Below are 23,635 nucleotides of genomic sequence, written 5' to 3' on the forward strand. Positions count from 1 at the left end.
TTCGCGCCGTCAGTTCCAGATATAGGCGACCTTGCGCAGCGCCTTTTCGTCGAAGATTTCGACGCCCTCGGCGACATCCCGCCCGCCCGCGCCCTCGTAGAAGGCACGCGCGCCCGAATTCTCCTCCAGCGCCCAGACGACGAGGCCGGTCAGCCCATGCGCCTTCAACCGGTCGCGCGCAGCCTTGAAAAGGCGGGTGCCGAGACCGATGCCCTGATATTCGGGCAGGAGATAGAGTTCGTAGATTTCGCCGCCCTGGGGCAGGTCACGCGCGCGGTTGCGCCCGATGGTGGCATAGCCGACGACATCACCGTCGATTTCCACGACAAGCACGCTGGCGGCGCGGCGGATCGCCTTTTCCCACCATTGCGTGCCCCGGCGCGACAGCATCGAATTCAGGGCCGTATGCGGGATGAGGCCGGCATAGGCCCCGACCCAGGCGTCATGGTGAACGCCTGCGATCGCTTCCGCGTCGTGCGGGTCGGCCTTGCGAATGTCGATCGAGAGCGTCTTCATGATTTGTTAATCATAATCCGCGACGCCGCTTGACCGCAAGCGAGAAGGTTGTCCTCGCCCTCTTTCCGACCGGTCGCTGGGTCAGGCCGTTCCGGCGACGCGCATCGCGACGAGGTCGGTCACCGGCGCGGCAGGCCGCGCGGCGTGGCGCAAGGCCGAGATCATCACCTCGATATCGGACGCCTCGATGGGCTGCCAGCCGCAGGGGCACGGTTCGCTGCCCACGTGAGTAGCTGCGACTTCGCGATAGACCGCGCCGACCGATTGTGCGGCGAGCCTCATCACCACCATCGGCGGCAATCCCGTCGTGCGCATCACCTCGCAAAACTCGTTCATGATGGTCGCGCGGATGTGCTCGCGCGCCTGATCCTGCCTGCGTTCATATTCGTGCATGCCAAGCTCCATCGTGGATTTGGCCGGCACATTAGCCAAGGCAAAAGCAAAGGCAAGCTAAAACTTGATAATTTTAGTCAAGATAAATCGCTCATCGTTTCCGAAGGACGACCACGGAGGTTCGCGCATCGTCCTCGCCGAGCACGAAGGGGCGAAAATACGGGCTTTCCTCAATCGTCTCGCAACGACCGGCTTCGGTCAGCCGGTCGATGACGGGTCGGAATTCGCTTTCCATCAGAAGGTCACGGATCGTCGCGACGACATGACCGCCCGGCTTGGTGATACGAACGATTTCCTCCAGCCCGATTGCCGGTGCGTGACCGCAGGTGAAAACGCCCGACGCAAGGCAAAGATCGAACCGGCCGTCCTCGAAGGGAAGGCGCTCTCCAAGCTGGCCTTCGACGAGGCTTGAATAAGCACCGCGCGTTGCTGCGATTTCCAGCATATGCGGCGACATGTCGAGGCCGGTGAGATCGTCATGTCCCATCGCGTGCAAAACGGGACCAGAAAGCCCCGTTCCGCAACCGACATCGAGCAACGCGGCGCCGGGGCGTGCATAACGCCCCACCCAGCCGGCGATGACGAAGGGCAGGCAATAGCCAAGACCGATCGTGTCGCGGTCGTATTCGGCAGCCCAGGCGGCATAGGCCGTCGCCAGTTCCGCCGCATCGCTTGCGCCATAGACCTTGTCGAGACCTCGTGCCTTGCCGGCATCCGTCATCTGCTTCTCCTCGTCATTGCGAAGCGGCAAGCATAGGCAGGCGGGCCATGAATGCAAAACGGGCGCGGATATGATCCGCGCCCGTTCCGGCAATCTGATATCGCGTCTTGCTTACGCGTTGGTCTCGGCGTCCTGCGCGGCCTTTTCGGCGGCGAGCGCCTGCGCTGCGGCGACCTTTTCGGCTTCGCGATTGGCGCGCTCTGCGGCAGCGGCCTCACGCTCGGCGTCGTTCAGCTTGCGGGCGCGGACGCCGGTGTTCTCGACGATACGGGCCGACTTGCCGCGACGGTCGCGCAGGTAATAGAGCTTGGCGCGACGGACCTTGCCGCGGCGCACGACTTCGACGCCCTCGACCAGCGGCGAATAGACCGGGAACACGCGCTCCACGCCTTCGCCGTAGGAAATCTTGCGAACCGTGAAGTTCTCGTTGAGGCCGGCGCCCGAACGGGCGATGCACACGCCTTCATAGGCTTGGACGCGGGTACGCGTACCTTCGGTGACGCGCACCAGAACGCGGACGGTGTCGCCCGGCTGAAATTCGGGAAGCGTGCGCTTTTCTTCGATCTTGGCGGCCTGTTCGGCCTCGAGCTGACGGATGATGTCCATCGCGGTATCCTCTTCTTGTTCTTCGAACAGCCAGCGCGCTCGGCTCTCGTTTTTCAGTCGCTTCGGACCGCGAAACTATGCAAACCGGCAAGACCGGAAGGCAGGAGCGATGGACAGTAATTGTTGTCGGGTCCGGCACAGAATCCGGGCTCGGGCGCGCTCATACACGCCTTTTAGGGCTTTGTCACGCGCCTTCGTAGCATGTGTCACACGCCTTCGGCGCGGGGCGTCATTTTTCGTCGAGAAGATCGGGCCGCCGTTCCCGCGTCAGGCGCAACGCCTCGCCGCGTCGCCAGGCCGCGATTTTCGCATGATTGCCCGAGGTCAATATGTCCGGGATCGCCATACCTTCGAACTCGGCGGGACGGGTATAGTGCGGATGCTCCAGAAGCCCGCTCTCGAAGCTTTCCTCCTCGCCCGACGCCGCATTTCCCATGACGCCGGGAATGAGCCGAACGACCACGTCGATCAGCACTTGCGCGGCAAGCTCGCCGCCGGACAGGATGTAGTCGCCGATGGAGACTTCCTCCAAACCCCGCGCGTCGATCACGCGCTGGTCGACGCCCTCGAAGCGCCCGCAGAGGATCACCGCGCCCGGCCCGGCGCTGAGTTCGCGCACGCGCGCCTGTGTCAACGGCCTGCCACGCGGGCTCATCAGGAGACGCGGGCGCGAATCGCCCGGCGGTGAGGCGTGATCGATGGCCTTCGCCACGATATCCGCCTTCAACACCATGCCCGCTCCGCCGCCCGCCGGCGTGTCGTCGACCGTGCGATGCCGGTCGGTCGCAAAATCGCGAAGCTGCACCGTTTCCAGCGCCCACATCCCCTTTTCGAGCGCGCGACCGGACATGGAAAGGCCGAGCGGCCCAGGAAACATTTCCGGGTAAAGCGTCAGGACGGTCGCGCGAAAACTCATTCCTGCGGCTCGTCTTCATCGTCACCGACGAGGCCCGCAGCGATCGCGTCGATCTCGACGCGCCCTTCCGCCAGCGCAACACGCGGAACCGCGGCTTTGGTGAAAGGGATCAAGGCCGTGCCGCCAGCTGCAAGCGCCAATTCGATAATATCGCCCGCGCCGAAATCGTGCAGCGCCTTGACCGTGCCGAGCCTTGCGCCGGCCTCATCGACAGCGGCGAGGCCGATCAGATCGGCCTGATAGAACTCATCATCGTCCAGATCGTCCGGCAGCGCCTTACGCGCGACGAAAAGCTCCGTCCCGTTTGCCGCCTCGGCCGCCTCGCGCGACGCGATTTCCCTGATCTTCGCCACGACGACCGTCTTTGACGGGCGCAAATCGAGGATCGTGTAGCTCTTGCCGGCTGCGTCGAAGAGCGGCCCGTAATCGCCGAGCGCCAGCGGATCGCCGGTGAACGTCTTCACCCGCACCTCGCCGCGCACGCCGTGCGGTGCGCCGATCACGGCCATCAATATCTTTTCGCTCATGTCGCGGCCTTTTCCTGTCAGGCACGCTTCAAACGCCGCCCTTCATCGCCTGTCAACCTTGGTGCGCCATGATGGTGCCATGTCCGAGTTTCTCGTCATTGCCAGACCCGACCTTTCGGCCGCGCGCGAAGACTGGCTGAAGGCGCTTGCCACCGAGCGCCGGCTGGCCGCGCTGACCGTCGAAGCCTATGAGCGCGACACGCGCCAGTTCCTGCGGTTTCTCACCGGCCATCTCGGCGCGCCGCCCGCGATTTCGGATATCGAAAATCTGCGCCCGGCGGATCTGCGAGGCTATCTGGCTTCGCGCCGAAGCGACGGTGTCGGCGCACGAACGCTCGGCCGCGGGCTGGCCGGCATCCGCTCGCTCTTGCGGTTTCTCGAACGGCGCGGCCTCGTCAATTCGGCCGGCGCGTCGGCGATGCGCTCGCCCAAGCAACCGAAATCGCTGCCGAAGCCGTTGACGGCGGCAGATGCGCGCCGCGTCGTTTCGCAAAGCGACCAGCTTGCCGAAGAGCCGTGGATTGCCGCGCGCAACGCGGCAGTTCTTACCCTTCTCTACGCCTGCGGGCTGCGCATTTCCGAGGCGCTCGCGCTTTCCGGCGGCGATCTCTCAGACGCATCCGAGACGATCCTGCGCGTCACCGGCAAGGGGGGCAAGACGCGGCTCGTCCCGGTGCTGCCCGCCGCGCTGGCTGCGCTCAGCGAGTATCGTCGCCTTTGCCCCTATCATCTCGAAACGGACAAGCCGCTCTTTCGCGGTGCGAAAGGCGGTCCGCTCGCGCCGGCAATCATCCAGCGCGAAATGAAGAAGATGCGTTCGGCGCTCGGGCTTCCCGACACCGCGACCCCGCACGCGCTGCGCCATTCCTTCGCGACCCATCTTCTGGCGCGCGGCGGGGACCTGCGCGCCATTCAGGAACTGCTCGGCCATGCGAGCCTTTCCACCACGCAAATCTATACCGGCGTCGATTCGGCCAGACTGCTCGAAATCTACGACAAGGCTCATCCGCGCGGAAAAAGGAACGCCGCATGACGATCCATCCCGACCGCCTCACCGACGCGGCGCTGCGTTTCATCGCGATGCTGACGACGCTGGCATTCGCAAGCTTCGTGTTCGTCCTCGCCTTCGCCATGGATGCCCGCGCCGAGACCGTCGCCTGCACGGGCGAGGATTTGCTCGCCGCGATGGAGCGCGACGATCCGGACGCGTATCGCGCCCTGATGGAAGAGGCGCAGGCAAACCTCAATGGCGAGGCGATCCTGTGGCGCGTCGAAGCGCCGGATGGTGCGGTCTCGCATCTTTACGGCACCATGCACGTCACCGATCCGCGCATCACGCAACTTGCGCCTGACGCGCAGGCCGCGTTCGATGCGTCCGACACGCTGGTCATCGAAACGACGGATATTCTGGACCCGTCGGCGATGATGGCGGCCATGGCCGAACATCCCGACCTGATGATGTTCACCGATGCGACGACTTTATCGTCGCTGCTCGACGAAGACGAACGCGCGCTGGTTGAATCCGCCTTGCAGGAACGCGGTCTGTCGCTCGCTTCACTCGACAAGATGAAGCCCTGGATGATCGCGGCGATGGCGACGCTGCCGGTCTGCGAAATGACGCGTGCGGCGGCAGGCACCGAAATTCTCGATGTGGCGCTCGCCACACGCGCCGGCGAGGCGGGCATGAAGATCGAGGGACTGGAAGCCACGGCCGAGCAGCTCGGTGCGATGGCGGCGCTGCCGCTCGATTTTCATATGCGTGCGCTCGTCGACACGCTCGCTCTCGGCGACAGGATCGACGACATCATCGAGACCATGATCGTCATTCACCAGCGCGGCGAGCCGGGTCTTTTCTGGCCGTTCTTCGAAAAAGTGCTTCCGGGCGGCGCGGGAGACGCCGTCGCCATCGCCGGTTTCGAGCAGTCGGTCATCACCGATCGCAACCATACGATGGCGACCCGCGCAAAGCCCCATCTCGACAGTGGTGACGCCTTCGTCGCCGTCGGCGCGTTGCATCTGCCGGGCGAAGAGGGCGTCGTCGAACTCCTTCGCGAGGCCGGTTTCGAGGTATCTCCAGTCACCGCCAATTAGGCTATTCGGAACTGCGTGCTGCTCCGGGCGTTTATCAGTCACGACTTATGTCTTGAGGAGCCAGCACTATGGTCGACCCACTGCGTGATCGCGACCCTGTCGCAAACGACCCGTCTGACCCGCGCCATCCCGTCAACGATCCGGCCGGCGTCGATCCCGTCACCGGCGCGCCGCGTCCTGCCGACACGGTGATCGTCAACAATACCGGCCGTTCGGGCGGTTCCAACGCGCTCGTGCTCGGCGTCATAGCCGCAGCAATCGTCGTCGCGCTTCTTGTGTTCATGAACTGGACGCCAGCGACCGATACGGCGACAACGCCCGGAGAACCAGCGACCGAGGACCCCGCAACGCCGCCTGCCGCCGAGGCACCGGTTGCGCCTGCGCCTGAAACCACTGCTCCGGCGGAGACGACGCCGCCTGCTGCCGAGGATACCGCACCGGCCCCGGCCGATGAGGCACCGGCTCCCGCGCCGACCGAGCCTGCACCGGCGCAATAAGCCGTCGAAAAATTCGGCCCCGCATGTCGGGGCCGTTTTCGTTCAGCGCATGTAGCGAATGAATTTCGTGTTGCGCGCGATGCGGTCGTACAGCTTTCGCGCAGTCGCGTTGTGCTCCTGCGTCAGCCAGTAGACGTTGGCGAGATCGAGCCTGTCGGCTTCCGCATAAACGGCCTCGATCAACGCGCGTCCGACACCCTTTCCGCGTATTTCGGGATCGGCATAGAGATCCTGAAGGTAGCAATTGTTCTTCTGAGACCAACAGGTGCGGTGTTGGATGTAATGAACCAGCCCGACCGGGCGGTCATCCACCCGCGCGATGAAGCCATTCGGCTCGAACTCACCATTACCCAAAATGCGCTCGAACGTCGTCCGGTAGACGTCCTCGGAAGCGCTTGTCTCGTAAAATTCCAGATAGGCGGTCCATAGACGCCGCCACTCCGCCTCGTCACCGGCTTCGATCCGCCTTACCGTCAAATCTCTCGTCATTTGGCCGTCCTTTTCTTGCATCGCCGTAAAACGGTCTCATGCGAACGCGACAAGGCAAACGAGACAACTGGCACAAAACTTTGTGCCAGCCATTGCGCGACCGGCTATCCCTGCCGCCGTGCCATGAAGGCAAGACGTTCGAAAAGATGCACGTCCTGCTCGTTTTTCAAAAGCGCGCCATGCAGCTTCGGCAGGGCGTTCTTCGCCTCGGCTCGCAGATCGGCGGGATCGACGTCGTCGGCGACCAGAAGCCGGATCCAGTCGAGCGCTTCGGATGTCGAGGGCTTTTTCTTGAGGCCGGGCACCTCACGCACTTCATAGAACTGCGTCAGCGCGGCACGCACCAGGGCTTGCTTGATGCCCGGATAATGCACCTCGACGATGCGGGCCAGCGTCTCGGCCTCGGGGAAGCGGATATAATGAAAGAAGCAGCGGCGCAAAAACGCGTCCGGCAGTTCCTTCTCGTTGTTCGATGTGATGATGACGATGGGGCGATGGACGGCGCGAACCGTCTCGCCCGTCTCGTAGACGTGGAATTCGTTTCGGTCGAGTTCCTGCAAGAGATCGTTCGGGAATTCGATGTCGGCCTTGTCGATCTCGTCGATGAGCAGAACGACCTTGCGGTCGGCGGTGAACGCCTCCCACAATTTGCCGCGCTTGATGTAGTTCGAGATGTCATTGAAGCGGTCATCGCCAAGCTGGCTGTCGCGCAGGCGCGAGACGGCGTCGTACTCGTAAAGCCCCTGCTGCGCCTTGGTCGTCGACTTCACGTTCCATTCGAAAAGATCGAGGTCCAGCGCCGACGCGATCTGCCTTGCGAGTTCGGTCTTGCCGGTACCCGGCTCGCCCTTGACGAGGAGCGGCCGCTCCAGCGCGATCGCGGCATTGATCGCGATCATCAGATCCTTATCGGCGACGTAGGACGATGTTCCCTCAAAACGCATTCACGAACTCCCAGCATGAAAATCCCCGGAAGCCTAGGGTTGCTTGCAAGGGCTTGCAAGTGAGGCGCCAATGTAAAACCCCGCAGCGCGGACGCCACGGGGTTTGGGTATGCCGATACGCTGGCCGCTATTTAGCGGGTACGCTCCAGCGGGATCGAGACATTGCCGACCGGCTGCTCGTCGCTCCGGGTCGTATTGATCGAAGCGGTGGTCGTCCGGTCCACATTGCCGTTAACGGAACGCTCGCCGGCGGGACGCTCGATCTTCTGCTGCGGGTTCAAGGCCTGTTCGACCGAGGCCGAAAAATTGCCGATCGTATGGGGAGCCTGCTGGGCCATCGCGGCGCCGGAAATGCCGAGCACGAGGGCGGAGGCGAGCAAAATGCGGTTCATGATAAATAATCCTTCTCATCGAATGTCCGGCCAACATCCCGTAAGCGGCAATGCTGCCCGGAACCGGGGTAAGTATCGTCCGGTAACCACCCATCTATGTTGCCGGTTATCGATCCGAAATGGCTGAAACTGTGAACGATGAGTCACTCGATCTCTCGCGCGTTCGTGATGGGTCAGGGGTTTAAATCGATGTTCCAAAACTTAACGAAAAGCGCGGCCGGAACGCTCTGGCGCGGGACGGCGGCGCAGCCTATATTGGCGACAGCGTTCTGCGCGTCTCGACAGGAGTAACTTAATTCTCGGGGCCTTATTGATCTCAAGGGAGCTGTCCCTGTCCGGGCTCGTGGGCTCGGGCATATGGCGCCCACCTACTTTGTAGGCACCCGGGATCAAACCTCTCCATCGGATGTCGCGGTTCGCCGTCTTTCCTTCGCAACCGTCTTCGTACCCTTCCGTTAGGGTTTTGCAGGTCTATTTGCAGAGCCGACAGGAGGGGCGACCATTCATGAACCATCGTGAACTGAAAAAGAGCCTGCGCGTCGAGGCGCTTGCCCGTCGCGACGGGCTTGAGCCGCAATGGCGCATCGAAGCGGCGATTGCGATGGCCGGCGTGGCCGACAAGCTTGCGACCAGCCCCGGCATGGTTGTTTCCGGGTTCTGGCCGATGCGCTCGGAAGTGGACGTACGCCCCCTGATGGCGGCCCTTGCCGACCGCGGCGCACGGCTTTGCCTGCCGGCAATCCTCGACAAGGAGACCATCGTCTTTCGCGAACTGAAGCGCGGCGGCGAAATGATCGACATGGGGTTCGGCACATGGGGGCCGGGACCGGATGCGGATGAACTCATTCCCCAGATCATGCTGATCCCGCTTGCTGCATTCGACGCACGCGGCCACCGGATCGGCTACGGTGCAGGCTATTACGACCGTGCGATCGAACGCCTTCAGGCGCAGGGACATACGCCGCGCCTCATCGCGATCGCCTTTGACTGTCAGGAAGTGGATGCGGTGCCGGATCAGCCGCACGATGTCCAGCTCGACGAAATCCTTACCGAAAGCGGGTTGCGCGCCTTCGTCCAGCCTCTCGGAGCATGATGCAGCCAGGTGGAAACACTTGGCGTCGCAGACATGCGGGCAAAAAGAATAAGTTAGACCATGATGTCGTCCGAAAACCGGTTCCCAGTTTTCGGCATCATGGTCTATAGGGAAGGCATGCGACTTCTTTTTCTTGGCGACATGGTAGGACGGACGGGCCGCACGGCGGTCTTCGAGCGCCTGCCGGGCCTGATTTCCGACTTCAAACTCGACTTCGTCATCGTCAATGGCGAGAATGCGGCCGGCGGCTTCGGTATTACCGAAGACATCTTCAACGCGACGATCAATGCCGGCGCGGATGTGGTGACGACCGGCAACCATGTGTGGGACCAGCGCGAGGCGCTGCAATTCGCCCCGCATGAAGAACGCTTCCTGCGTCCCGCCAATTTTCCGAAGGGAACGCCGGGGCGCGGCACCGGGCTTTACATGGCGAAGAACGGCGCGCGCGTCCTCGTCTCCAACATCATGGGCCGGGTGTTCATGCATCCCGAACTCGACGACCCGTTCAAATGCGTCGAGGAGGAACTGGCGGTGTGCCCTCTCGGCGAACAGGCCGACGCGGTAGTCATCGATTTCCATGCCGAGGCGACATCGGAGAAAATGTGCTTCGGCCATTTCGTCGACGGGCGCGCAAGCCTCGTCGTCGGCACCCACACGCATCACCCGACCGCCGACCACCAGATATTAAACGGCGGCACGGCCTATCTCACCGATGCGGGCATGTGCGGCGACTACGATTCCTCGCTCGGCATGGACAAGGAGGAGCCACTCAACCGGTTCCTGTCCAAGGTTCCGAAAGGGCGGATGGAGGCGGCCTCCGGACCGGCGACGATCTGCGGCGTCGGCGTCGACATTTCCGACCGCACCGGCCTTGCCGAAAAGATCGCGCCGCTGCGCCTTGGGCCGCGGCTTGAGGAAACGACGCCCGCGTTCTGGAACTGACTTCAGGGGCTTGGCTGATCGGGGCGCAGCACACGCGGCGGTCCCGAACCGGCATCGCGACTTTTCAGCAGCGTATAAGCCTGACTGAGAAGGTCGGCGATCCCGTCGCGATGCTTTTCGAGATAGGCGGCCGACTTGACCTTCACAGTCCGCGAAAGGCTCTTGCCGGCCAGCAGGTTCGCCGGGTCATTCAGTTCGCTGCCCGTTGCGAACGTCATGTTCGCCTGCCCCTTGGCGTCCACATGCAGCTTCACAACGGGAAGGCTTCCGATGAAGTGGGCAAGATAGAAATGGACACGCCCTTCTGTCAGGTCAGGCAGCGTTTGCCGGATAAGGTCGCGGACGGGTCCGAGCGCGTCGCGTTCTTGTGCGCTCTTGTTGGCGCAATAGATTTCAAATTCATCCATGCCGTTTTTCCTTTATGCGGCCTCAAGCCAAAGCCTATCGCTAGTGGAAAGCATCGCCAAATGTCCTTGCGATCACCTCACCGCATTGTTCGGAAATGTCCTGTGAATTGACGTTTCGGCGTCGACGCCCACATAGCGGTTGAACGCGGGCACCGCACCCGATCTCCTGCGGCTTTGGGGGCTTTATCGATGGAATGGCTTGCCGGTTATTTCGACTGGTTGAACGATCCGGCCGCATGGGTCGCGCTCGCAACCCTGATCGCGCTCGAAGTCGTTCTCGGCATCGACAATCTCATCTTCATTTCGATCCTGTCGAACAAGCTGCCCGAGCATCAGCGCGAACGCGCGCGGCGTCTCGGCATCGGCGCGGCGCTGATCATGCGCCTGCTTCTGCTCGCCACCGTCGCCTTTATCGTAGGCCTGACCCAGCCGGTCTTCACGCTGTTCGGCGAACCGTTCTCCTGGAAGGACATCATCCTTCTCGTCGGCGGACTTTTTCTCGTCTGGAAGGCGACGAAGGAAATCCACCACACGGTCGATCCGGAAGATCACAAGGACGCGATCGTCAGCCGCACGGCGACGAACACGATGGGCGCGGCGATCTTCCAGATCCTGCTGCTCGACCTCGTCTTTTCGGTCGATTCCATCATCACCGCCGTCGGCATGACCGAGCATATCGCGATCATGTATATCGCCGTGATCGTCACGGTGACGGTGATGCTGATCGCGGCGACGCCGCTTGCCAACTTCATCGCCAAGAACCCGACCATCGTCATGCTGGCGCTGGCGTTCCTTTTGATGATCGGCATGACGCTGATCGCCGAAGGCATGGGCTTCCACGTTCCCAAGGGCTACATCTACGCTGCGATGGGCTTTTCGGCTCTGGTCGAGGGGCTCAACATGCTGGCGCGCCGCCGAAAGGGCGGCGGGCACGCGACGCCAGCGGCCCATACGCCGGACGAAAGCGCACCGAAGCTGTCGGGTTGAGCTAGACACCTTCGAGGATGATGACCGTCGGCTGTCGCGGCAAAGAGCGCAGCGACACTTCCAGCGACCGGCTTTCGCGGTAGTCCACCGCGAAGCCCTCGCCGATGCGCGCGGCGAAGGTGGAAATGGGCGTCGAAAAACGGTGCATCGGCAGGACGATCGAGGATTGCAGCCGCGTCGTGATTTCCGAAACATCGTTCAGCGACATCGTCATGCCGCCGTCGATGGGCACCATCACAACGTCGAGCCGGCCGATCGCGGCATAATGTTCGGGCGCGAGCGCGTGATGCAAATGTCCGACATGGCCGATGCACAACCCCGCAACCTCGAAGATAAAGATCGAGTTGCCGCCTTCCTCGAACGTGCCCCATCGCATGATGTCCGTCGGTACATTGCGGATATAGACGTCGTCGATCACCGAAGCGTGCCGGGCCGGTTCACCATTCTCGCCCCAGCCGGGAAACACATGGGCGATATCCGAATCCGGGCTCATCGTGAAATGGGTTCCGTGCGCGCGGTTCATGGTGATCACGTCCGGCAAAGGCTCAGAGCCGTATGCGCCGGAATAATCCGTCGCGATCCGGACGCCGCCAGGCGTCTCGATGATATAGGTGGAATGCCCCGCATAGGTGATCGTCACCGTTTCCGCTTCGGCCTGCACCGGTGTGAACGCGGCATAGGTGACGTTCGGCAGCGCATTCGCGATTGCGATGCACTGGCTTGGCACCGGCTCGTCCTGCGCTGACGCTGAACCGGCTGCGAGAACGAAGGCGAGGCAGGCGAGGGCGCGGCGCATGGGCGGTCTCCATGAGATCTGATGCCCCAGCGTAACTTCGTTCCAATCCTGCTCATCTCACGTTTGCGCGAGCGCCTTGTTGCTCGCTTCTGGACGTTGCGTCGGCTTTTCACTATAAGCGCCGGCAAATCCACACATCAAAACCGCTCAAACAGGGGTGCCATGGCCGGCCATTCACAGTTCAAGAACATCATGCACCGCAAGGGCCGTCAGGATGCGGTCCGCTCCAAGATGTTCTCAAAACTAGCGCGCGAAATCACCGTCGCAGCGAAGATGGGCACGCCCGATCCCGCCATGAACCCGCGCTTGCGCCTGGCCGTCCAGAACGCCAAGGCGCAGTCGATGCCCAAGGACAACATCCAGCGCGCCATCAACAAGGCGTCCGTGGGCGATGGCGATAATTACGAAGAGGTCCGCTACGAGGGGTACGGTCCCGGTGGCGTCGCCGTCATCGTCGAGGCGCTGACCGATAACCGCAACCGCACCGCTTCCAATGTGCGCGCGGCCTTCACAAAGTCCGGTGGGGCGATGGGCGAGACCGGTTCGGTCGCCTTCATGTTCGACCGGGTCGGCGAGATCGTCTACAAGCCGGAAGCTGGCGATGCCGACGCCGTGATGGAAGCGGCGATCGAAGCCGGCGCGGAAGACGTTCAGTCGGACGAAAACGGCCACACCATCACCTGCGCCTTCGAGGATTTCGGCGATGTGACCTCGGCGCTGGAAGCAGCGCTCGGCGAAGCCGAAAGCGTCAAGGCGATCTGGCGTCCGCAGACCGGAACGCCGGTCGACGAGGAAAAGGCACAGTCGATCCTCAAGCTTATCGGCGTTCTCGACGACGATGACGACGTGCAGAACGTCTACGCCAATTTCGAGGTCGACGAAGCAACGCTGGCCAAGCTGTCGGCCGCCTGATGCAGCGGGCGCGCCCACTTCTGACGGTTGCTCTTCTTCTTTGTGGGTGCGTCGGCGCGCTCGCACAGGTGAACTTCGGCGACAATGTCAGGATCGGCAGCCATGATTTTTCCAACCGATCCTATTCGGGCGTTCGCGTCGAAATGACGAGCGAAAGCCCGCCATGGCTCGGTTGCCGCGTTTTCGATGCCGGGGAAATGCATGAAGGCAGACGTCTGACGGAGCGTACGGAAGTCTGCTATCTCGAACGGATACCCGAAGACGAGCGGGAGATGCCGCGATGAGCGCAGTAGCGCCGCGGATCGCCATCACCTATTGCACGCAGTGTAGCTGGCTTTTGCGCGCCGCATGGATGGCGCAGGAATTGTTGTCGACCTTCGGGCAGGATGTCGGCGAGGTCGCGCTCATTCCCGGAACGGGCGGCATCTTCACCATCACGATCGACGGCGAAACGATCTGGGATCGCAAGGCGGATGGTGGTTTTCCAGAGGCCAAGGTGTTGAAACAGCGCGTGCGAGACGTGGTCTGGCCGGAGCGCGATCTTGGCCATTCAGATCGATAAGTGAGCGTTCAGACCTTCGATACGATCATCCTTGGCGCAGGCGCGGCGGGGATGATGTGCGCGGTGCATGCCGCTTCGCGTGGGCAGCGCGTGCTGGTCATCGACCATGCGAAAGCGCCGGGCGAAAAGATCCGCATCTCCGGCGGCGGGCGCTGCAATTTCACCAATCTGGGCACGACCGCCCGAAATTTCCTGTCCGCCAATCCCCATTTCGCGAAGTCCGCGCTCGGCCGCTACACGCAGCACGATTTCGTCGCGCTGGTCGAGCGGCACGGCATCGCCTGGCATGAAAAGACGCTCGGCCAGCTCTTTTGCGACGGCTCCTCGAAGCAGATCGTCGCGATGCTACTTGCCGAGATGGAGCGCGCCGGTTGCGAATTGCGGCTCCGGACGACGCTGGAAAATATCGAGCATCGCGACGGCGGCTTTTCGCTTGTGCTCGGCGGTGATGGTGCGGGAACGATCACATGTCGAAATTTCGTCGTCGCCTGCGGCGGCAAGTCGATCCCAAAGATGGGCGCGACCGGTCTCGGCTACCGGATCGCCGACCAGTTCGGCCTGGTGGTGACGGAAACGCGACCCGCGCTCGTGCCGTTGACCTTCGGTGAGGACATGCTCGCGGGTTTTCGCGAGATCGCCGGGGTTTCCATCGACACACGCATTTCCTGCGGCAAGACCGGGTTCGAAGAGGCGCTCCTGTTCACCCATCGGGGGCTATCGGGACCGGCGATCCTGCAGGTCTCGTCCTACTGGCGCGAGACTCACCCCGTTCGCATAGGCCTGTTGCCCGGTATCGATATCGCCGCGCTTTTAATCGCAGCCAAGCGCGAGAACCCGCGCCGCACGATCCAGACGGCGCTCGCCGACATATTGCCAAAGCGGCTTGCCGCCTATTTCTGCGACACGCAGGGCTGGTCAGGCGTGATCGGCGAAGCGGGCGACAAACGTCTGACCAATATCGCCGCGTTGTTGCAGAGCTGGGAGGTCTTTCCGATCGGCTCCGAAGGCTATCGGACTGCCGAAGTCACGCTCGGCGGCGTCGATACGTCCGCGCTGAACTCGCGCACGATGGAGGCGAAGGACGTGCCGGGCCTTTACTTCATCGGCGAGGTGGTGGACGTGACCGGTTGGCTCGGCGGCTACAATTTCCAGTGGGCGTGGTCGTCCGGCTGGGCGGCGGGTCAAACCATTGCAGAGCGTCCGGGCGGTTAAAGCCGCGCCCAACAAAAAACCCGCCACGAGGGCGGGTTTTTCGAACTGTCGGCTCGAACCTGGCTTTAGATACCCAGATTGGCGAACTTGTTCTTGAACTTCGAGACGCGGCCGCCACGGTCCATCAGACCCTGCTGGCCACCGGTCCAGGCCGGGTGCGTCGTCGGGTCGATGTCGAGGTTCATCGTATCGCCTTCCGAACCCCAGGTGGAGCGCGTGAAATACTCGGTGCCGTCCGTCATGACGACCTTGATGGTGTGGTAATCGGGATGGATATCGGCTTTCATCGGTCCTGTCCTAAATCTGTTCGCTGGGGTGCGGGGCCATGCCTGCGGCGATTGCGCCCGCCCCGGGCACTTGAAGCCTCGACCTTCAGGGTCTAGGGCTTCCTCAAAACGTCGGCTGGCCTATACAGGAGCCGAAATTGAATCACAAGAGCGCCGCGCGAAAATCGGACGCGGAGCGAAAGGAAGCCATGCGACGCGCGGAAACTGACGCCGAGGCCAAACGCCGCTCGCTGCGCCCGCTCAGTTCCATGCTGCCATATCTGACGCGCTATCGCGGGAAAATGGCTGGCGCCATATTCTTCCTGTCGCTTGCCGCGCTGACCACGCTGACGCTGCCGCTCGCCGTCAGACGCATGATCGATCATGGCTTCGCGCCGCATGACGGCCAGTTGATCTCCAACTATTTCTCCATGCTGATCGTCATCGCCGTGGTGCTCGCGGCGGCTTCGGCGGGACGCTATTATTTCGTCATCACGCTCGGCGAGCGCGTCGTCTCGGATATCCGCAGCGCCGTTTTCGCCCATGTTGCGCGGCTGTCGCCCGGCTTCTTCGACACGGTCCAGTCGGGCGAGATCGTGTCGCGGCTGACCGCCGATACGACGCAGATCAAGTCCGCGCTCGGCGCGACCGCCTCCGTCGCGCTGCGCAACGTCATCTTGTGTATCGGCGCGCTGACGATGATGGTCATCACCAGTCCGAAATTGTCGGGGCTGGTCATCGCCGCCATTCCGCTGATCGTCCTGCCGCTGGTGGCGTTCGGGCGTTCCGTGCGGGCAAAATCGCGCCACGCGCAGGACACGCTCGCGCACGCGACCGCTTACGCTTCGGAGCAGATCGGCTCGGTGCGCACGCTCCAGGCCTTCACCAACGAGGCGCTGGTGACGGGCCGCTATTCTACCGCCGTGGAAGAGGCATTTGAAGCGGCGCGTCTTTCGGTCTTCGCCCGCGCCTTCCTCACCTTCGTGGCAATCCTGACGATCTTCTCGTCCATCGTCGCGGTCCTCTGGTTCGGATCGCGCGACGTCTTGTCGGGCGACATGAGCCCGGGCACGCTCTCGCAGTTCCTGCTCTATGCCGTCTTCGCCGCCGGCGCGCTCGGCGCGCTATCGGAAGTGTGGGGCGAGCTTGCGCAGGCCGCAGGCGCGTCCGAGCGGCTGACGGAGCTTCTGGCCGAAAAGCCGATGGTCGCCGTGCCAGCGAACCCGGCCGCACTGCCCGTTCCGCCGCGCGGCGAAATCGAATTTTCGCATGTCGGCTTCGCCTATCCGGTGCGGCCCGGCCAGTCGGCGCTGCGCGACCTCTCCTTTACGGTGAAGCCCGGCGAGACGGTCGCGATCGTCGGCCCGTCCGGCGCGGGCAAGTCGACGCTCTTTTCGCTGCTTTTGCGCTTTTACGACCCCGATTGCGGAAAGGTGCTGGTCGACGGCGTCGACGTGGCGAAAGCCGATCCCGCCGAACTGCGCGCCCGCATGGCCATCGTTCCGCAGGAGGTGACGATCTTCGCCGCGACGGCCGCCGAGAATATCGGCTTCGGACGGCCCGGCTCGTCGCAAGACGAGATCGAGGCGGCGGCGCGGCAAGCCCATGCCGACGCATTCATCCGCGATCTCGACCAGGGCTTCGACACCCAGCTTGGCGAGCGCGGCGTCACCCTTTCGGGCGGCCAGCGCCAGCGCGTGGCGATCGCCCGCGCAATCCTGCGCGACGCGCCCATCCTGCTGCTCGACGAGGCGACCTCCGCTCTCGACGCGCAAAGCGAAACGCTGGTTCAGGCTGGGCTCGAACGGCTGATGAAAGGGCGCACCACGCTCGTCATCGCGCACCGGCTGGCGACCGTGCTGAAGGCGGACCGCATCCTCGTCATGGAAGCCGGCCGTATCGTCGAGGAAGGCACGCATGCCAGCCTCGTGGCGAAGGGCGGCGTCTATGCCCGCCTCGCCAGCCTCCAGTTCGACGTCGGAGCCGAAGCGTTCAGGGGCGCGGCAGAGTAATCACCCTAAAAGGTTCTTGACCGTGCGTAGGAAAACGCGCGCGCCGATCGGGATCAAATCGTCGGGAAAATCGTAGTCGGGATTGTGAAGCTGCGGCTGCCGCTCGCCCGCGCCAAGGAACAGCATGGCCGATTTCGCCTTGTGGCCGAACGTGCCGAAATCCTCAGAGGCACGCATCGGCAAATCCTCGCCGTCATGCTTGACGCCTTCATCGTCCATCGCCCGGCGTAGATGGTTCGCGGCTTGCTGGTCGTTCAGCGAGGCGACGAAAATTTCGTGATAGTCGACTGTCAGGCCAAGGCCGGATTCCCGGCTGACGCGGTTCGCGAGTGCCTCGGCCTGTTCGCACAGCAACGCCATGCGCTCGTCGAGGCGCGTGCGCAAGGTGACGCGGACCTCGCCATGGCCGGGCGCGATGCCGAAGACCGGCTCGCCCATCATGCAATGCGTGACCGTCGCCATGGCGAATGAATCCTCGTCGAAACGCCCGCCGCCGAGCGCGGCCAGCGCCGGCATGAGTTCGGCGATGGCGCGCATCGGCGAGGCGCCTGTCTCGGGCATCGAGGAATGCGCGGTCTTTCCGGTCAGCGTGATACGCATACCGCGCGAGGCGCAGTTCACGACGCCGTCCCTGATCCGCACATGGCCGAAAGGAACGCCGGGCAGATTATGCAGCGAAAAGGCGAAGTCCGGCAGGATCGTTTCATAACGCGCATCCGCCACGACGCCCGCCGCCCCGTCTCCCGTCTCCTCGGCCGGCTGGAACATCAGGACGACGCGTCCCGATGCCGGACGCTCGCGCGAAAACACGCGGCTGAGCGCAGCGAGGATCGCCATATGTCCGTCATGACCACACATATGCGATTTGCCCGGCACCTGCGATCTGTACGGCACGTCGCCCAGTTCCGCGATCGGCAGGGCGTCGAGTTCGGCGCGAAAAAGCAGCGTCGGTCCCGGCAAGCCACTGTCGTAGACGGCGGCGACGCCATGCCCGCCGAGCCCGGTCAGTATTTCATCGGGTTCGGTTGGCGTCAGGAACGAAACGATTTCCAGCGCCGTCTTCTCCTCCTCGTTCGAGATTTCCGGCTGGCGATGAAGCTTGCGCCGCCATTCGGTCAGTTCGGCGATGTCGCTGTTTGTCAGGTGCATGACGTCCCTTTCAGTCCGCTGCCTTGCGGCCCGCATTGCGACCGGAAAAGATGCAGCCGCCGAGGAATGTTCCTTCGAGCGCGTTATAGCCGTGATAACCGCCGCCGCCGAACCCGGCCGCCTCGCCTGCCGCGAACAGGCCCGCCATCGGCTGTCCGTCGGTATCCAGAACCTGCCCGTCGAGATCGGTATGGATGCCACCGAGCGATTTGCGCGTCAGGATGTTGAGACGCACGGCGATCAGCGGGCCGTTTGCCGGATCGAGAATCCTGTGCGGCTTTGCGGTGCGGATCAACCGATCGCCGAGATAGGCGCGCGCGCCGCGAATGGCTGTGATCTGCGCATCCTTGGCGAAGGGATTTTCGATCTGCCGGTCGCGCGCGACGATCTGCGCCTCCAGCCTTTCATGGTCGATCAGATCTTCGCCGACGAGCTTGTTCATGCCCGCAACGAGCTCGCCGAGCGATGACGAGACGATGAAATCCTCGCCGTTTTGCTTGAAGGCCTCGACCGGCGGCGGCGCGCCCTTGCCGCGCCGGCTTTTCAGAACCTGCATCCATTCCTTCGAGGTCAGGTCCGGGTTCTGCTCCGACCCCGATAGCGCGAATTCCTTTTCGATGATCTTCTGCGTCAGCACGAACCAGGAATGGTCGCGCCCGGTCGCCAGGATGCGTTTCAGGGTCGACAGTGTGTCGAAGCCGGGCATGCAGGGCGCTTCCATGCGGGTCCCGAAAGCGTCGAACCACATGGAGGACGGGCCGGGCAGGATGCGGATGCCGTGGTTCGGCCAGATCGGATTCCAGTTCTTCAGCCCTTCCGTATAGTGCCACATCCGGTCCTCGTTGATGACCGACGCGCCCGCCTCGCGCGCGATGCCGATCATGCGCCCGTCGACATGGTGCGGCACGCCCGCCACCATCGTTTTGGGCGCAGGGCCGAGGCGGTTGACCGGCCAGTTTTGCCGCACGAGATCATGATCGCCGCCGATGCCGCCCGACGTGACGATCACCGCGCCCGCCTGAAGTTCGAAGTCGCCCGCGACCTCGCGCGCGCTTTTTTCGCCACGCCCCACGGTGGAAGGGGCCAGCACCTCGCCGGAAACGCCCATCACCTTCCCATCGGTCTTGACCAGCCGGCTCGCACGGTGACGGAATTTCAGTTTGATCCGGCCGGCGGCGACGTGTTCGCGCACGCGCCGTTCGAACGGCTCGACGACGCCGGGTCCGGTTCCCCATGTCAGGTGGAAGCGCGGCGCGGAGTTGCCGTGGCCGGTGGCAAGAGAGCCGCCGCGCTCGGCCCAGCCGACGACCGGAAACCAGCGCATGCTCATCTGGTGGAGCCAAGCGCGCATTTCTCCGGCGGCGAAATCGAGATAGGCGTCGGCGACTTTTTTCGGCCAGAAGTCCTCCTTGCGGTCGAACCCGGCGGAGCCGGCCCAGTCGGATGCGGCCAAGTCCCGGCTGTCGCGAATGCGCATACGCCGCTGTTCGGGCGTGTCGATCATGAAGAGGCCGCCGAGCGACCAGAAGGCCTGCCCGCCAAGCGAGTTTTCGCCTTCCTGTTCGAGAATGATCACCCGCTTGCCGCGGTCGCCGAGTTCGGCGGCCGCAACGAGGCCCGAAAGCCCGCCGCCGATGATGATTGCGTCCGCGTCCATGATCGCCTCCCTCGACAAGACCGCGCGAAGTTCGGAAAATTGCGCGTCCGGGTCAATCCCGATCGTCTTCAAGAGGGGCTTTCATGATCGCCAACATCGTCATCGCCGTTGTTGCCGCCATTCACGTCTATATCGTGATCCTCGAAATGTTCCTGTGGGAGAGCGAACGCGCCCGCCGTGCCTTCAATACCACGCCTGAATTCGCCGACGCGACCAGGGTGCTCGCCGGCAACCAGGGCCTTTACAACGGTTTCCTTGTCGCTGGCCTTTTGTGGGGGCTGTGGCTTGGTACAGACGGGATCGACGTCAAGGTTTTCTTCCTCGCCTGCGTCCTCGTCGCGGGGCTCTACGGCGCTGCCACGGCAAGCCGGAAAATCCTGTTCGTTCAGGCGCTGCCCGCCGCTATCGGCCTCGTGGCTTTGGCGCTCGGCGTATGATCAGCGTTCGGTGAGCTTCAGTTCGATACGGCGGTTGCGGTCGCGCGCCTGCGGCGTGTCGGTGGCATCGAGCGGCTGGAACTCGCCGAAGCCGGCCGCGACGAGCCGGTCAGCCGGCACGCCCTGATCGACGAGGAACTTCACAACGGATATCGCGCGCGCAGCCGACAGTTCCCAATTGTCGCGGAAGCGGCCGGTGCCCGAAAGCGGCACGTTGTCGGTGTGCCCGTCGACACGCAGGACCCAGTTGATCTCCGGCGGGATTTCGCGCTGGAGGTCGAGCACCGCGCCGGCGAGCGTCGCCATCTCCTGTTGCCCCGCCGGGTTGATCTGGTCGGAGCCGACCGGGAACAGGACCTCGGACTGGAAGACGAAGCGGTCGCCGACGATGCGGATGTTCTCGCGGTCCGACAGGATCTCGCGCAGGCGGCCGAAGAAGTCGGAGCGATAGCGGTTCAACTCCTGTACGCGCTGCGCGAGCGCGACGTTGAGCCGTCGGCCGAGATCGGCGATCCGCGCGCTCGATTCCTGATCGCGCGCCTCCGATACGTCCAGCGCCGCTTCCAGCGCGCCGATCTGGCTGCGCAGGGCGGCGATCTGCTGGTTCAGGAGTTCTACCTGTGAAAGCGCGCGCTGCGAGACCTGCCGTTCGTCGTCGAGTTCGCCGGTCAGCGAGCCGATCTGCGCGTCGGCCTCGGCGCCTGCTCCCGCACCCGAATCCAGAAGCTGCTGAAGCCGCGAGCGTTCGCCTTCCGCCTGCGACAGCGAGGCCTGCAAGGTGGAGAGCGCGTCTTCCATATCCTGTGTGTTGGACTGTTCGAGCGCGAGCAACTGCGTCAGTTCGTTGATCTGCGCGTTGAGCCGGATCAGCGCCTGATCGCGCCCGCTGATCTCCTGGCTAAGCAGGAATTGCGCCAGCACGAAGACCGACAAAAGAAACATGATGGCGAGAAGCAGCGTCGACAGCGCGTCGACGAAGCCGGGCCAGTAATCGACATGGCGCTGACTGCGCCTGCCCCGGGCAAGCGCCATGTCAGCCCTTGTCCTGCTTTTCGAGCGCGCCCGCGATGCGCTCCAACGTGGCGCGCATTTCGCGTTGTTCGTTCGCCTGATTTTCCACCCAGTCGCGCATCATCTGCTGCTCCGAGCGCATGTTCTTGACAAGGCCGGAAATGCCGTCCGCAAGGTTGGCCATCGCGGCCGCGACGCGTGGGTTGGAGCCGCCGCCCTGTTCCTGCATCAGGCGCAGCCGCTCCGACATCGCCTTGATCTCGTCGGCCGAGGTCGCCTTGAGCGGATCGGCGACCGAAAGGTCGGAACCGAGATCGGTGACCGACGACAGCCAGTTTTCAAGCTCGACATAAAAGCGGTTCTGCGCGCGCCCCGCCTGAAGGTCGAGGAAGCCGAGCACGAGCGACCCGGAAAGACCGAAGAGCGAGGACGAGAACGCCGTGCCCATGCCCGACAAAGGTGCGGTAAGCCCCGCCTGCAGCGAAGCGAGCGTGTCGCTCGGGCTACCCGTCCCCGGATCGAGCGTCTGGATCGTGTTCGAGATCGAGCCGATGGTCTGGAGCAGACCCCAGAAGGTGCCCAGCAGGCCGAGAAAGACGAGAAGCCCGATCAGATAGCGCGAGATGTCGCGGCTTTCGTCGAGGCGCGTGGCAATGGAATCGAGGATCGACCGCAAGGTTGCGGTCGACAGCGCCATGGTCCGCGAGCGACTCAAAAGCGCCTTCATCGGCGCAAGCAGCACGGGTTCGGTCTCGGCGGAGCCGGCGCGGAAGGAATTGACCCAGCGGATTTCGCGGAAGAGGCGGATCACCTGCCCGAAGACGAGCAGGATGCCGATCAGCAGCACGCCGAAGATGAGACCGTTCAGGCCCGGATTGGTCTGGAACGCGGACGAAATCTGCCGATAGAGGATCGCCGCGATGAAGCCGACGATCGCCAGGAAGATGATCATCGAGAACAGGAAGACCTGGGGGCTGGACAGGCCGCGCGGATCGTAATCCGCAGCGTCGGCTGTATCGTCAGCACCCAGGGTTTTCAAAAAGGCCATGCCGCGCCCCGGATTCGTGCCGTATATTTCAACTCATCACGACCTTAAACGCAATCGTGGCGAAATTGAAAGATTACTACGTGCGCCGGCCGGCTTCGGATCCAAAAAAGCCCGATTAAATCAGACCGGTTTGGCGAGCGTCTTCAAAAGCGCCTTGTGGATGAGTTCGTTGCCAGCAACGACCGAGCCGCCCGCCAGCACGTCCTGCCCGCCGTCGCGGTCCGAGGCGAAGCCGCCCGCCTCGCGCACCAGAAGGAGGCCGGCGGCCATGTCCCAGGCGGCGAGCCAGTCTTCCCAGTAACCGTCGACACGGCCGGCAGCCACATAGGCGAGGTCGAGCGAGGCGGCGCCCATACGGCGGATGCCGGAGACTTCGCCCATCACGTTCCTGAGGTCCACCAGCGCCTTGCCGTGATGACCGCGTCCCAGATGCGGGATGCCGGTCGCGATGACGGAATCGGAGAGTTTCGAGCGGGCGGCCACACGCAGACGGCGATCGTTCATGAAAGCGCCGCCGCCGCGCTCGGCGGTATAAAGCTCGTCCATCGCAGGGTTGTAGACGACGCCGGCGACAATCTGCCCCTGACGTTCCAGCGCAATCGAGATCGCGAAGATCGGGATGCCGTGAAGGAAGTTGGTCGTGCCGTCGAGCGGATCGACGATCCAGGTATGCTGGCCGTCATCGCCCTCGATCGCGCCGCGCTCTTCCATCAGAAACGAGTAGCCCGGCCGCGCGCGAGACAGTTCGGCATGGATGATGTCCTCGGCCTTGCGGTCGGCCTGGCTGACATAGTCGCCCGGACCCTTGAGCGAGACCTGAAGGTTCTGCACCTCGCCGAAATCGCGCGCGAGCGAGCGACCGGCCTTCATTGCGGCCTGAACCATGACGTTGAGAAGAGCAGAACGTGCCATCAGGAAATTCCCCTGTGTGGCGCGATCTGGATGCGCCGGAATTTTGATCGGTGTGAGCCGAAAATGGTGGATTGCGACCGGAGCGGAGCGTACATCCGTACGTGAGCACCGGAAGCGCGGCAGGCCACCATTTGCAGGCC

The 23,635-nt window shown here is 63.4% G+C and carries 29 protein-coding genes and 1 other RNA gene; 13 read left to right on the forward strand and 17 right to left on the reverse strand.

Features of this window, described 5'->3' with window-relative positions:
• Positions 1-9: 9 nt before the first annotated feature.
• From ACX82Z_RS20400 to rimM, 6 genes are all read right to left on the reverse strand, one after another.
• Positions 10-516, reverse strand: a complete 507-nt coding sequence (locus ACX82Z_RS20400; RefSeq protein WP_459590920.1) for an N-acetyltransferase family protein — start codon at positions 514-516, stop codon at positions 10-12.
• 81 nt (positions 517-597) lie between these two features.
• The gene (locus ACX82Z_RS20405; RefSeq protein ID WP_459590921.1) at positions 598-909 is read right to left on the reverse strand and encodes a hypothetical protein; all 312 of its coding nucleotides are present in this window, start codon (positions 907-909) and stop codon (positions 598-600) included.
• A gap of 91 nt (positions 910-1,000) precedes the next feature.
• Positions 1,001-1,630 (reverse strand): class I SAM-dependent DNA methyltransferase, encoded by a 630-nt coding sequence (locus ACX82Z_RS20410; protein WP_459590922.1) that lies wholly within the window; start codon positions 1,628-1,630, stop codon positions 1,001-1,003.
• Positions 1,631-1,741: 111 nt separating this feature from the next.
• Entirely contained in the window at positions 1,742-2,236 is a 495-nt protein-coding gene (gene rplS, locus ACX82Z_RS20415) for a 50S ribosomal protein L19 (protein ID WP_459590923.1), read from the reverse strand.
• Between the two features lie 229 nt (positions 2,237-2,465).
• A complete protein-coding gene (gene trmD, locus ACX82Z_RS20420; RefSeq protein ID WP_459590924.1) occupies positions 2,466-3,152 on the reverse strand; it encodes a tRNA (guanosine(37)-N1)-methyltransferase TrmD in 687 nt (228 codons plus the stop codon).
• Positions 3,149-3,679 (reverse strand): ribosome maturation factor RimM, encoded by a 531-nt coding sequence (gene rimM / locus ACX82Z_RS20425; protein WP_459590925.1) that lies wholly within the window; start codon positions 3,677-3,679, stop codon positions 3,149-3,151. The genes trmD and rimM overlap by 4 nt, the downstream gene beginning before the upstream one ends.
• A 79-nt stretch (positions 3,680-3,758) precedes the next feature.
• Here rimM and ACX82Z_RS20430 point away from each other — a divergent pair, with 79 nt between their 5' ends.
• The 3 genes from ACX82Z_RS20430 to ACX82Z_RS20440 all read left to right on the forward strand — a co-directional run bounded on the left by ACX82Z_RS20430 (position 3,759) and on the right by ACX82Z_RS20440 (position 6,267).
• Positions 3,759-4,712: a tyrosine recombinase XerC gene (locus ACX82Z_RS20430; RefSeq protein ID WP_459590926.1), complete on the forward strand. Its 954-nt coding sequence runs from the start codon at positions 3,759-3,761 to the stop codon at positions 4,710-4,712.
• The gene (locus ACX82Z_RS20435; RefSeq protein ID WP_459590927.1) at positions 4,709-5,770 is read left to right on the forward strand and encodes a TraB/GumN family protein; all 1,062 of its coding nucleotides are present in this window, start codon (positions 4,709-4,711) and stop codon (positions 5,768-5,770) included. The genes ACX82Z_RS20430 and ACX82Z_RS20435 overlap by 4 nt, the downstream gene beginning before the upstream one ends.
• A gap of 68 nt (positions 5,771-5,838) precedes the next feature.
• The gene (locus ACX82Z_RS20440) at positions 5,839-6,267 is read left to right on the forward strand and encodes a hypothetical protein (protein WP_459590928.1); all 429 of its coding nucleotides are present in this window, start codon (positions 5,839-5,841) and stop codon (positions 6,265-6,267) included.
• 42 nt (positions 6,268-6,309) lie between these two features.
• Here ACX82Z_RS20440 and ACX82Z_RS20445 read toward each other — a convergent pair whose 3' ends face one another.
• The 3 genes from ACX82Z_RS20445 to ACX82Z_RS20455 all read right to left on the reverse strand — a co-directional run bounded on the left by ACX82Z_RS20445 (position 6,310) and on the right by ACX82Z_RS20455 (position 8,092).
• Positions 6,310-6,756: an N-acetyltransferase family protein gene (locus ACX82Z_RS20445; RefSeq protein WP_459590929.1), complete on the reverse strand. Its 447-nt coding sequence runs from the start codon at positions 6,754-6,756 to the stop codon at positions 6,310-6,312.
• A gap of 104 nt (positions 6,757-6,860) precedes the next feature.
• Positions 6,861-7,700, reverse strand: coding sequence for an AAA family ATPase (locus tag ACX82Z_RS20450; protein WP_459590930.1), 840 nt, complete (start codon positions 7,698-7,700; stop codon positions 6,861-6,863).
• Positions 7,701-7,831: 131 nt separating this feature from the next.
• Positions 7,832-8,092 (reverse strand): hypothetical protein, encoded by a 261-nt coding sequence (locus tag ACX82Z_RS20455; protein WP_459590931.1) that lies wholly within the window; start codon positions 8,090-8,092, stop codon positions 7,832-7,834.
• Positions 8,093-8,355: 263 nt separating this feature from the next.
• On the opposite strand from ACX82Z_RS20455, the gene ssrS reads away from it, so the two are divergent.
• The 3 genes from ssrS to ACX82Z_RS20470 all read left to right on the forward strand — a co-directional run bounded on the left by ssrS (position 8,356) and on the right by ACX82Z_RS20470 (position 10,127).
• Positions 8,356-8,514: non-coding RNA, 6S RNA (gene ssrS, locus ACX82Z_RS20460), on the forward strand.
• A gap of 83 nt (positions 8,515-8,597) precedes the next feature.
• The gene (locus tag ACX82Z_RS20465; RefSeq protein WP_459590932.1) at positions 8,598-9,185 is read left to right on the forward strand and encodes a 5-formyltetrahydrofolate cyclo-ligase; all 588 of its coding nucleotides are present in this window, start codon (positions 8,598-8,600) and stop codon (positions 9,183-9,185) included.
• A 117-nt stretch (positions 9,186-9,302) separates the two neighbouring features.
• Positions 9,303-10,127 carry a TIGR00282 family metallophosphoesterase gene (locus ACX82Z_RS20470; RefSeq protein ID WP_459590933.1) on the forward strand — a complete coding sequence of 275 codons (825 nt, stop codon included), beginning with the start codon at positions 9,303-9,305 and terminating at the stop codon, positions 10,125-10,127.
• A gap of 2 nt (positions 10,128-10,129) precedes the next feature.
• On the opposite strand, the gene ACX82Z_RS20475 is transcribed toward ACX82Z_RS20470, so the two are convergent.
• Positions 10,130-10,534, reverse strand: a complete 405-nt coding sequence (locus ACX82Z_RS20475; RefSeq protein ID WP_459590934.1) for a hypothetical protein — start codon at positions 10,532-10,534, stop codon at positions 10,130-10,132.
• Between the two features lie 189 nt (positions 10,535-10,723).
• Here ACX82Z_RS20475 and ACX82Z_RS20480 point away from each other — a divergent pair, with 189 nt between their 5' ends.
• Complete coding sequence (locus ACX82Z_RS20480; protein WP_459590935.1) at positions 10,724-11,521, forward strand: TerC family protein; 798 nt, start codon at positions 10,724-10,726, stop codon at positions 11,519-11,521.
• Position 11,522: 1 nt separating this feature from the next.
• On the opposite strand, the gene ACX82Z_RS20485 is transcribed toward ACX82Z_RS20480, so the two are convergent.
• The gene (locus ACX82Z_RS20485; protein WP_459590936.1) at positions 11,523-12,317 is read right to left on the reverse strand and encodes an MBL fold metallo-hydrolase; all 795 of its coding nucleotides are present in this window, start codon (positions 12,315-12,317) and stop codon (positions 11,523-11,525) included.
• Between the two features lie 162 nt (positions 12,318-12,479).
• On the opposite strand from ACX82Z_RS20485, the gene ACX82Z_RS20490 reads away from it, so the two are divergent.
• The 4 genes from ACX82Z_RS20490 to ACX82Z_RS20505 are packed head-to-tail and all read left to right on the forward strand — an operon-like array spanning position 12,480 to position 15,003.
• Positions 12,480-13,229: a YebC/PmpR family DNA-binding transcriptional regulator gene (locus tag ACX82Z_RS20490; RefSeq protein ID WP_459590937.1), complete on the forward strand. Its 750-nt coding sequence runs from the start codon at positions 12,480-12,482 to the stop codon at positions 13,227-13,229.
• Positions 13,229-13,513: a hypothetical protein gene (locus tag ACX82Z_RS20495; protein ID WP_459590938.1), complete on the forward strand. Its 285-nt coding sequence runs from the start codon at positions 13,229-13,231 to the stop codon at positions 13,511-13,513. The genes ACX82Z_RS20490 and ACX82Z_RS20495 overlap by 1 nt, the downstream gene beginning before the upstream one ends.
• On the forward strand, positions 13,510-13,791 hold the full coding sequence (locus ACX82Z_RS20500; RefSeq protein WP_459590939.1) for an Rdx family protein: 282 nt from the start codon (positions 13,510-13,512) through the stop codon (positions 13,789-13,791). The genes ACX82Z_RS20495 and ACX82Z_RS20500 overlap by 4 nt, the downstream gene beginning before the upstream one ends.
• The gene (locus ACX82Z_RS20505; RefSeq protein ID WP_459590940.1) at positions 13,792-15,003 is read left to right on the forward strand and encodes a BaiN/RdsA family NAD(P)/FAD-dependent oxidoreductase; all 1,212 of its coding nucleotides are present in this window, start codon (positions 13,792-13,794) and stop codon (positions 15,001-15,003) included. It abuts the gene before it with no gap.
• A 65-nt stretch (positions 15,004-15,068) separates the two neighbouring features.
• On the opposite strand, the gene rpmE is transcribed toward ACX82Z_RS20505, so the two are convergent.
• The gene (gene rpmE / locus ACX82Z_RS20510; RefSeq protein WP_459590941.1) at positions 15,069-15,290 is read right to left on the reverse strand and encodes a 50S ribosomal protein L31; all 222 of its coding nucleotides are present in this window, start codon (positions 15,288-15,290) and stop codon (positions 15,069-15,071) included.
• Between the two features lie 188 nt (positions 15,291-15,478).
• On the opposite strand from rpmE, the gene ACX82Z_RS20515 reads away from it, so the two are divergent.
• Positions 15,479-17,281, forward strand: coding sequence for an ABC transporter transmembrane domain-containing protein (locus tag ACX82Z_RS20515; protein WP_459911907.1), 1,803 nt, complete (start codon positions 15,479-15,481; stop codon positions 17,279-17,281).
• Here the strand turns inward: ACX82Z_RS20515 and ACX82Z_RS20520 are convergent, their stop codons facing one another.
• Together ACX82Z_RS20520 and ACX82Z_RS20525 are read right to left on the reverse strand one after the other, a co-directional pair.
• Positions 17,282-18,430, reverse strand: a complete 1,149-nt coding sequence (locus ACX82Z_RS20520; RefSeq protein ID WP_459590942.1) for an amidohydrolase — start codon at positions 18,428-18,430, stop codon at positions 17,282-17,284.
• A gap of 10 nt (positions 18,431-18,440) precedes the next feature.
• A complete protein-coding gene (locus ACX82Z_RS20525) occupies positions 18,441-20,090 on the reverse strand; it encodes an FAD-binding dehydrogenase (RefSeq protein WP_459911909.1) in 1,650 nt (549 codons plus the stop codon).
• 80 nt (positions 20,091-20,170) lie between these two features.
• Between ACX82Z_RS20525 and ACX82Z_RS20530 the strand changes: the two genes are divergently transcribed.
• A complete protein-coding gene (locus ACX82Z_RS20530) occupies positions 20,171-20,524 on the forward strand; it encodes a DUF1304 domain-containing protein (RefSeq protein ID WP_459590943.1) in 354 nt (117 codons plus the stop codon).
• Here ACX82Z_RS20530 and ACX82Z_RS20535 read toward each other — a convergent pair whose 3' ends face one another.
• The 3 genes from ACX82Z_RS20535 to ACX82Z_RS20545 all read right to left on the reverse strand — a co-directional run bounded on the left by ACX82Z_RS20535 (position 20,525) and on the right by ACX82Z_RS20545 (position 23,495).
• Positions 20,525-21,556, reverse strand: a complete 1,032-nt coding sequence (locus ACX82Z_RS20535; protein WP_459590944.1) for a peptidoglycan -binding protein — start codon at positions 21,554-21,556, stop codon at positions 20,525-20,527.
• Between the two features lies 1 nt (position 21,557).
• Positions 21,558-22,583 carry a MotA/TolQ/ExbB proton channel family protein gene (locus ACX82Z_RS20540; RefSeq protein WP_459590945.1) on the reverse strand — a complete coding sequence of 342 codons (1,026 nt, stop codon included), beginning with the start codon at positions 22,581-22,583 and terminating at the stop codon, positions 21,558-21,560.
• Between the two features lie 120 nt (positions 22,584-22,703).
• Positions 22,704-23,495, reverse strand: coding sequence for an inositol monophosphatase family protein (locus tag ACX82Z_RS20545; RefSeq protein ID WP_459590947.1), 792 nt, complete (start codon positions 23,493-23,495; stop codon positions 22,704-22,706).
• Positions 23,496-23,635 lie beyond the last annotated feature (140 nt).

It is taken from the genome of Aliihoeflea sp. PC F10.4, assembly GCF_054612275.1.

Excerpts from the sequence above, each read along its gene's own strand:
- ACX82Z_RS20400 (WP_459590920.1), bottom strand. The coding sequence starts at position 516 with ATGAAGACGCTCTCGATCGACATTCGCAAGGCCGACCCGCACGACGCG.
- ACX82Z_RS20405 (WP_459590921.1), bottom strand. The coding sequence starts at position 909 with ATGCACGAATATGAACGCAGGCAGGATCAGGCGCGCGAGCACATCCGC.
- ACX82Z_RS20410 (WP_459590922.1), bottom strand. The coding sequence starts at position 1,630 with ATGACGGATGCCGGCAAGGCACGAGGTCTCGACAAGGTCTATGGCGCA.
- rplS (WP_459590923.1), bottom strand. The coding sequence starts at position 2,236 with ATGGACATCATCCGTCAGCTCGAGGCCGAACAGGCCGCCAAGATCGAA.
- trmD (WP_459590924.1), bottom strand. The coding sequence starts at position 3,152 with ATGAGTTTTCGCGCGACCGTCCTGACGCTTTACCCGGAAATGTTTCCT.
- rimM (WP_459590925.1), bottom strand. The coding sequence starts at position 3,679 with ATGAGCGAAAAGATATTGATGGCCGTGATCGGCGCACCGCACGGCGTG.
- ACX82Z_RS20430 (WP_459590926.1), top strand. The coding sequence starts at position 3,759 with ATGTCCGAGTTTCTCGTCATTGCCAGACCCGACCTTTCGGCCGCGCGC.
- ACX82Z_RS20435 (WP_459590927.1), top strand. The coding sequence starts at position 4,709 with ATGACGATCCATCCCGACCGCCTCACCGACGCGGCGCTGCGTTTCATC.
- ACX82Z_RS20440 (WP_459590928.1), top strand. The coding sequence starts at position 5,839 with ATGGTCGACCCACTGCGTGATCGCGACCCTGTCGCAAACGACCCGTCT.
- ACX82Z_RS20445 (WP_459590929.1), bottom strand. The coding sequence starts at position 6,756 with ATGACGAGAGATTTGACGGTAAGGCGGATCGAAGCCGGTGACGAGGCG.
- ACX82Z_RS20450 (WP_459590930.1), bottom strand. The coding sequence starts at position 7,700 with ATGCGTTTTGAGGGAACATCGTCCTACGTCGCCGATAAGGATCTGATG.
- ACX82Z_RS20455 (WP_459590931.1), bottom strand. The coding sequence starts at position 8,092 with ATGAACCGCATTTTGCTCGCCTCCGCCCTCGTGCTCGGCATTTCCGGC.
- ACX82Z_RS20465 (WP_459590932.1), top strand. The coding sequence starts at position 8,598 with ATGAACCATCGTGAACTGAAAAAGAGCCTGCGCGTCGAGGCGCTTGCC.
- ACX82Z_RS20470 (WP_459590933.1), top strand. The coding sequence starts at position 9,303 with ATGCGACTTCTTTTTCTTGGCGACATGGTAGGACGGACGGGCCGCACG.
- ACX82Z_RS20475 (WP_459590934.1), bottom strand. The coding sequence starts at position 10,534 with ATGGATGAATTTGAAATCTATTGCGCCAACAAGAGCGCACAAGAACGC.
- ACX82Z_RS20480 (WP_459590935.1), top strand. The coding sequence starts at position 10,724 with ATGGAATGGCTTGCCGGTTATTTCGACTGGTTGAACGATCCGGCCGCA.
- ACX82Z_RS20485 (WP_459590936.1), bottom strand. The coding sequence starts at position 12,317 with ATGCGCCGCGCCCTCGCCTGCCTCGCCTTCGTTCTCGCAGCCGGTTCA.
- ACX82Z_RS20490 (WP_459590937.1), top strand. The coding sequence starts at position 12,480 with ATGGCCGGCCATTCACAGTTCAAGAACATCATGCACCGCAAGGGCCGT.
- ACX82Z_RS20495 (WP_459590938.1), top strand. The coding sequence starts at position 13,229 with ATGCAGCGGGCGCGCCCACTTCTGACGGTTGCTCTTCTTCTTTGTGGG.
- ACX82Z_RS20500 (WP_459590939.1), top strand. The coding sequence starts at position 13,510 with ATGAGCGCAGTAGCGCCGCGGATCGCCATCACCTATTGCACGCAGTGT.
- rpmE (WP_459590941.1), bottom strand. The coding sequence starts at position 15,290 with ATGAAAGCCGATATCCATCCCGATTACCACACCATCAAGGTCGTCATG.
- ACX82Z_RS20515 (WP_459911907.1), top strand. The coding sequence starts at position 15,479 with ATGCGACGCGCGGAAACTGACGCCGAGGCCAAACGCCGCTCGCTGCGC.
- ACX82Z_RS20520 (WP_459590942.1), bottom strand. The coding sequence starts at position 18,430 with ATGCACCTGACAAACAGCGACATCGCCGAACTGACCGAATGGCGGCGC.
- ACX82Z_RS20530 (WP_459590943.1), top strand. The coding sequence starts at position 20,171 with ATGATCGCCAACATCGTCATCGCCGTTGTTGCCGCCATTCACGTCTAT.
- ACX82Z_RS20535 (WP_459590944.1), bottom strand. The coding sequence starts at position 21,556 with ATGGCGCTTGCCCGGGGCAGGCGCAGTCAGCGCCATGTCGATTACTGG.
- ACX82Z_RS20540 (WP_459590945.1), bottom strand. The coding sequence starts at position 22,583 with ATGGCCTTTTTGAAAACCCTGGGTGCTGACGATACAGCCGACGCTGCG.
- ACX82Z_RS20545 (WP_459590947.1), bottom strand. The coding sequence starts at position 23,495 with ATGGCACGTTCTGCTCTTCTCAACGTCATGGTTCAGGCCGCAATGAAG.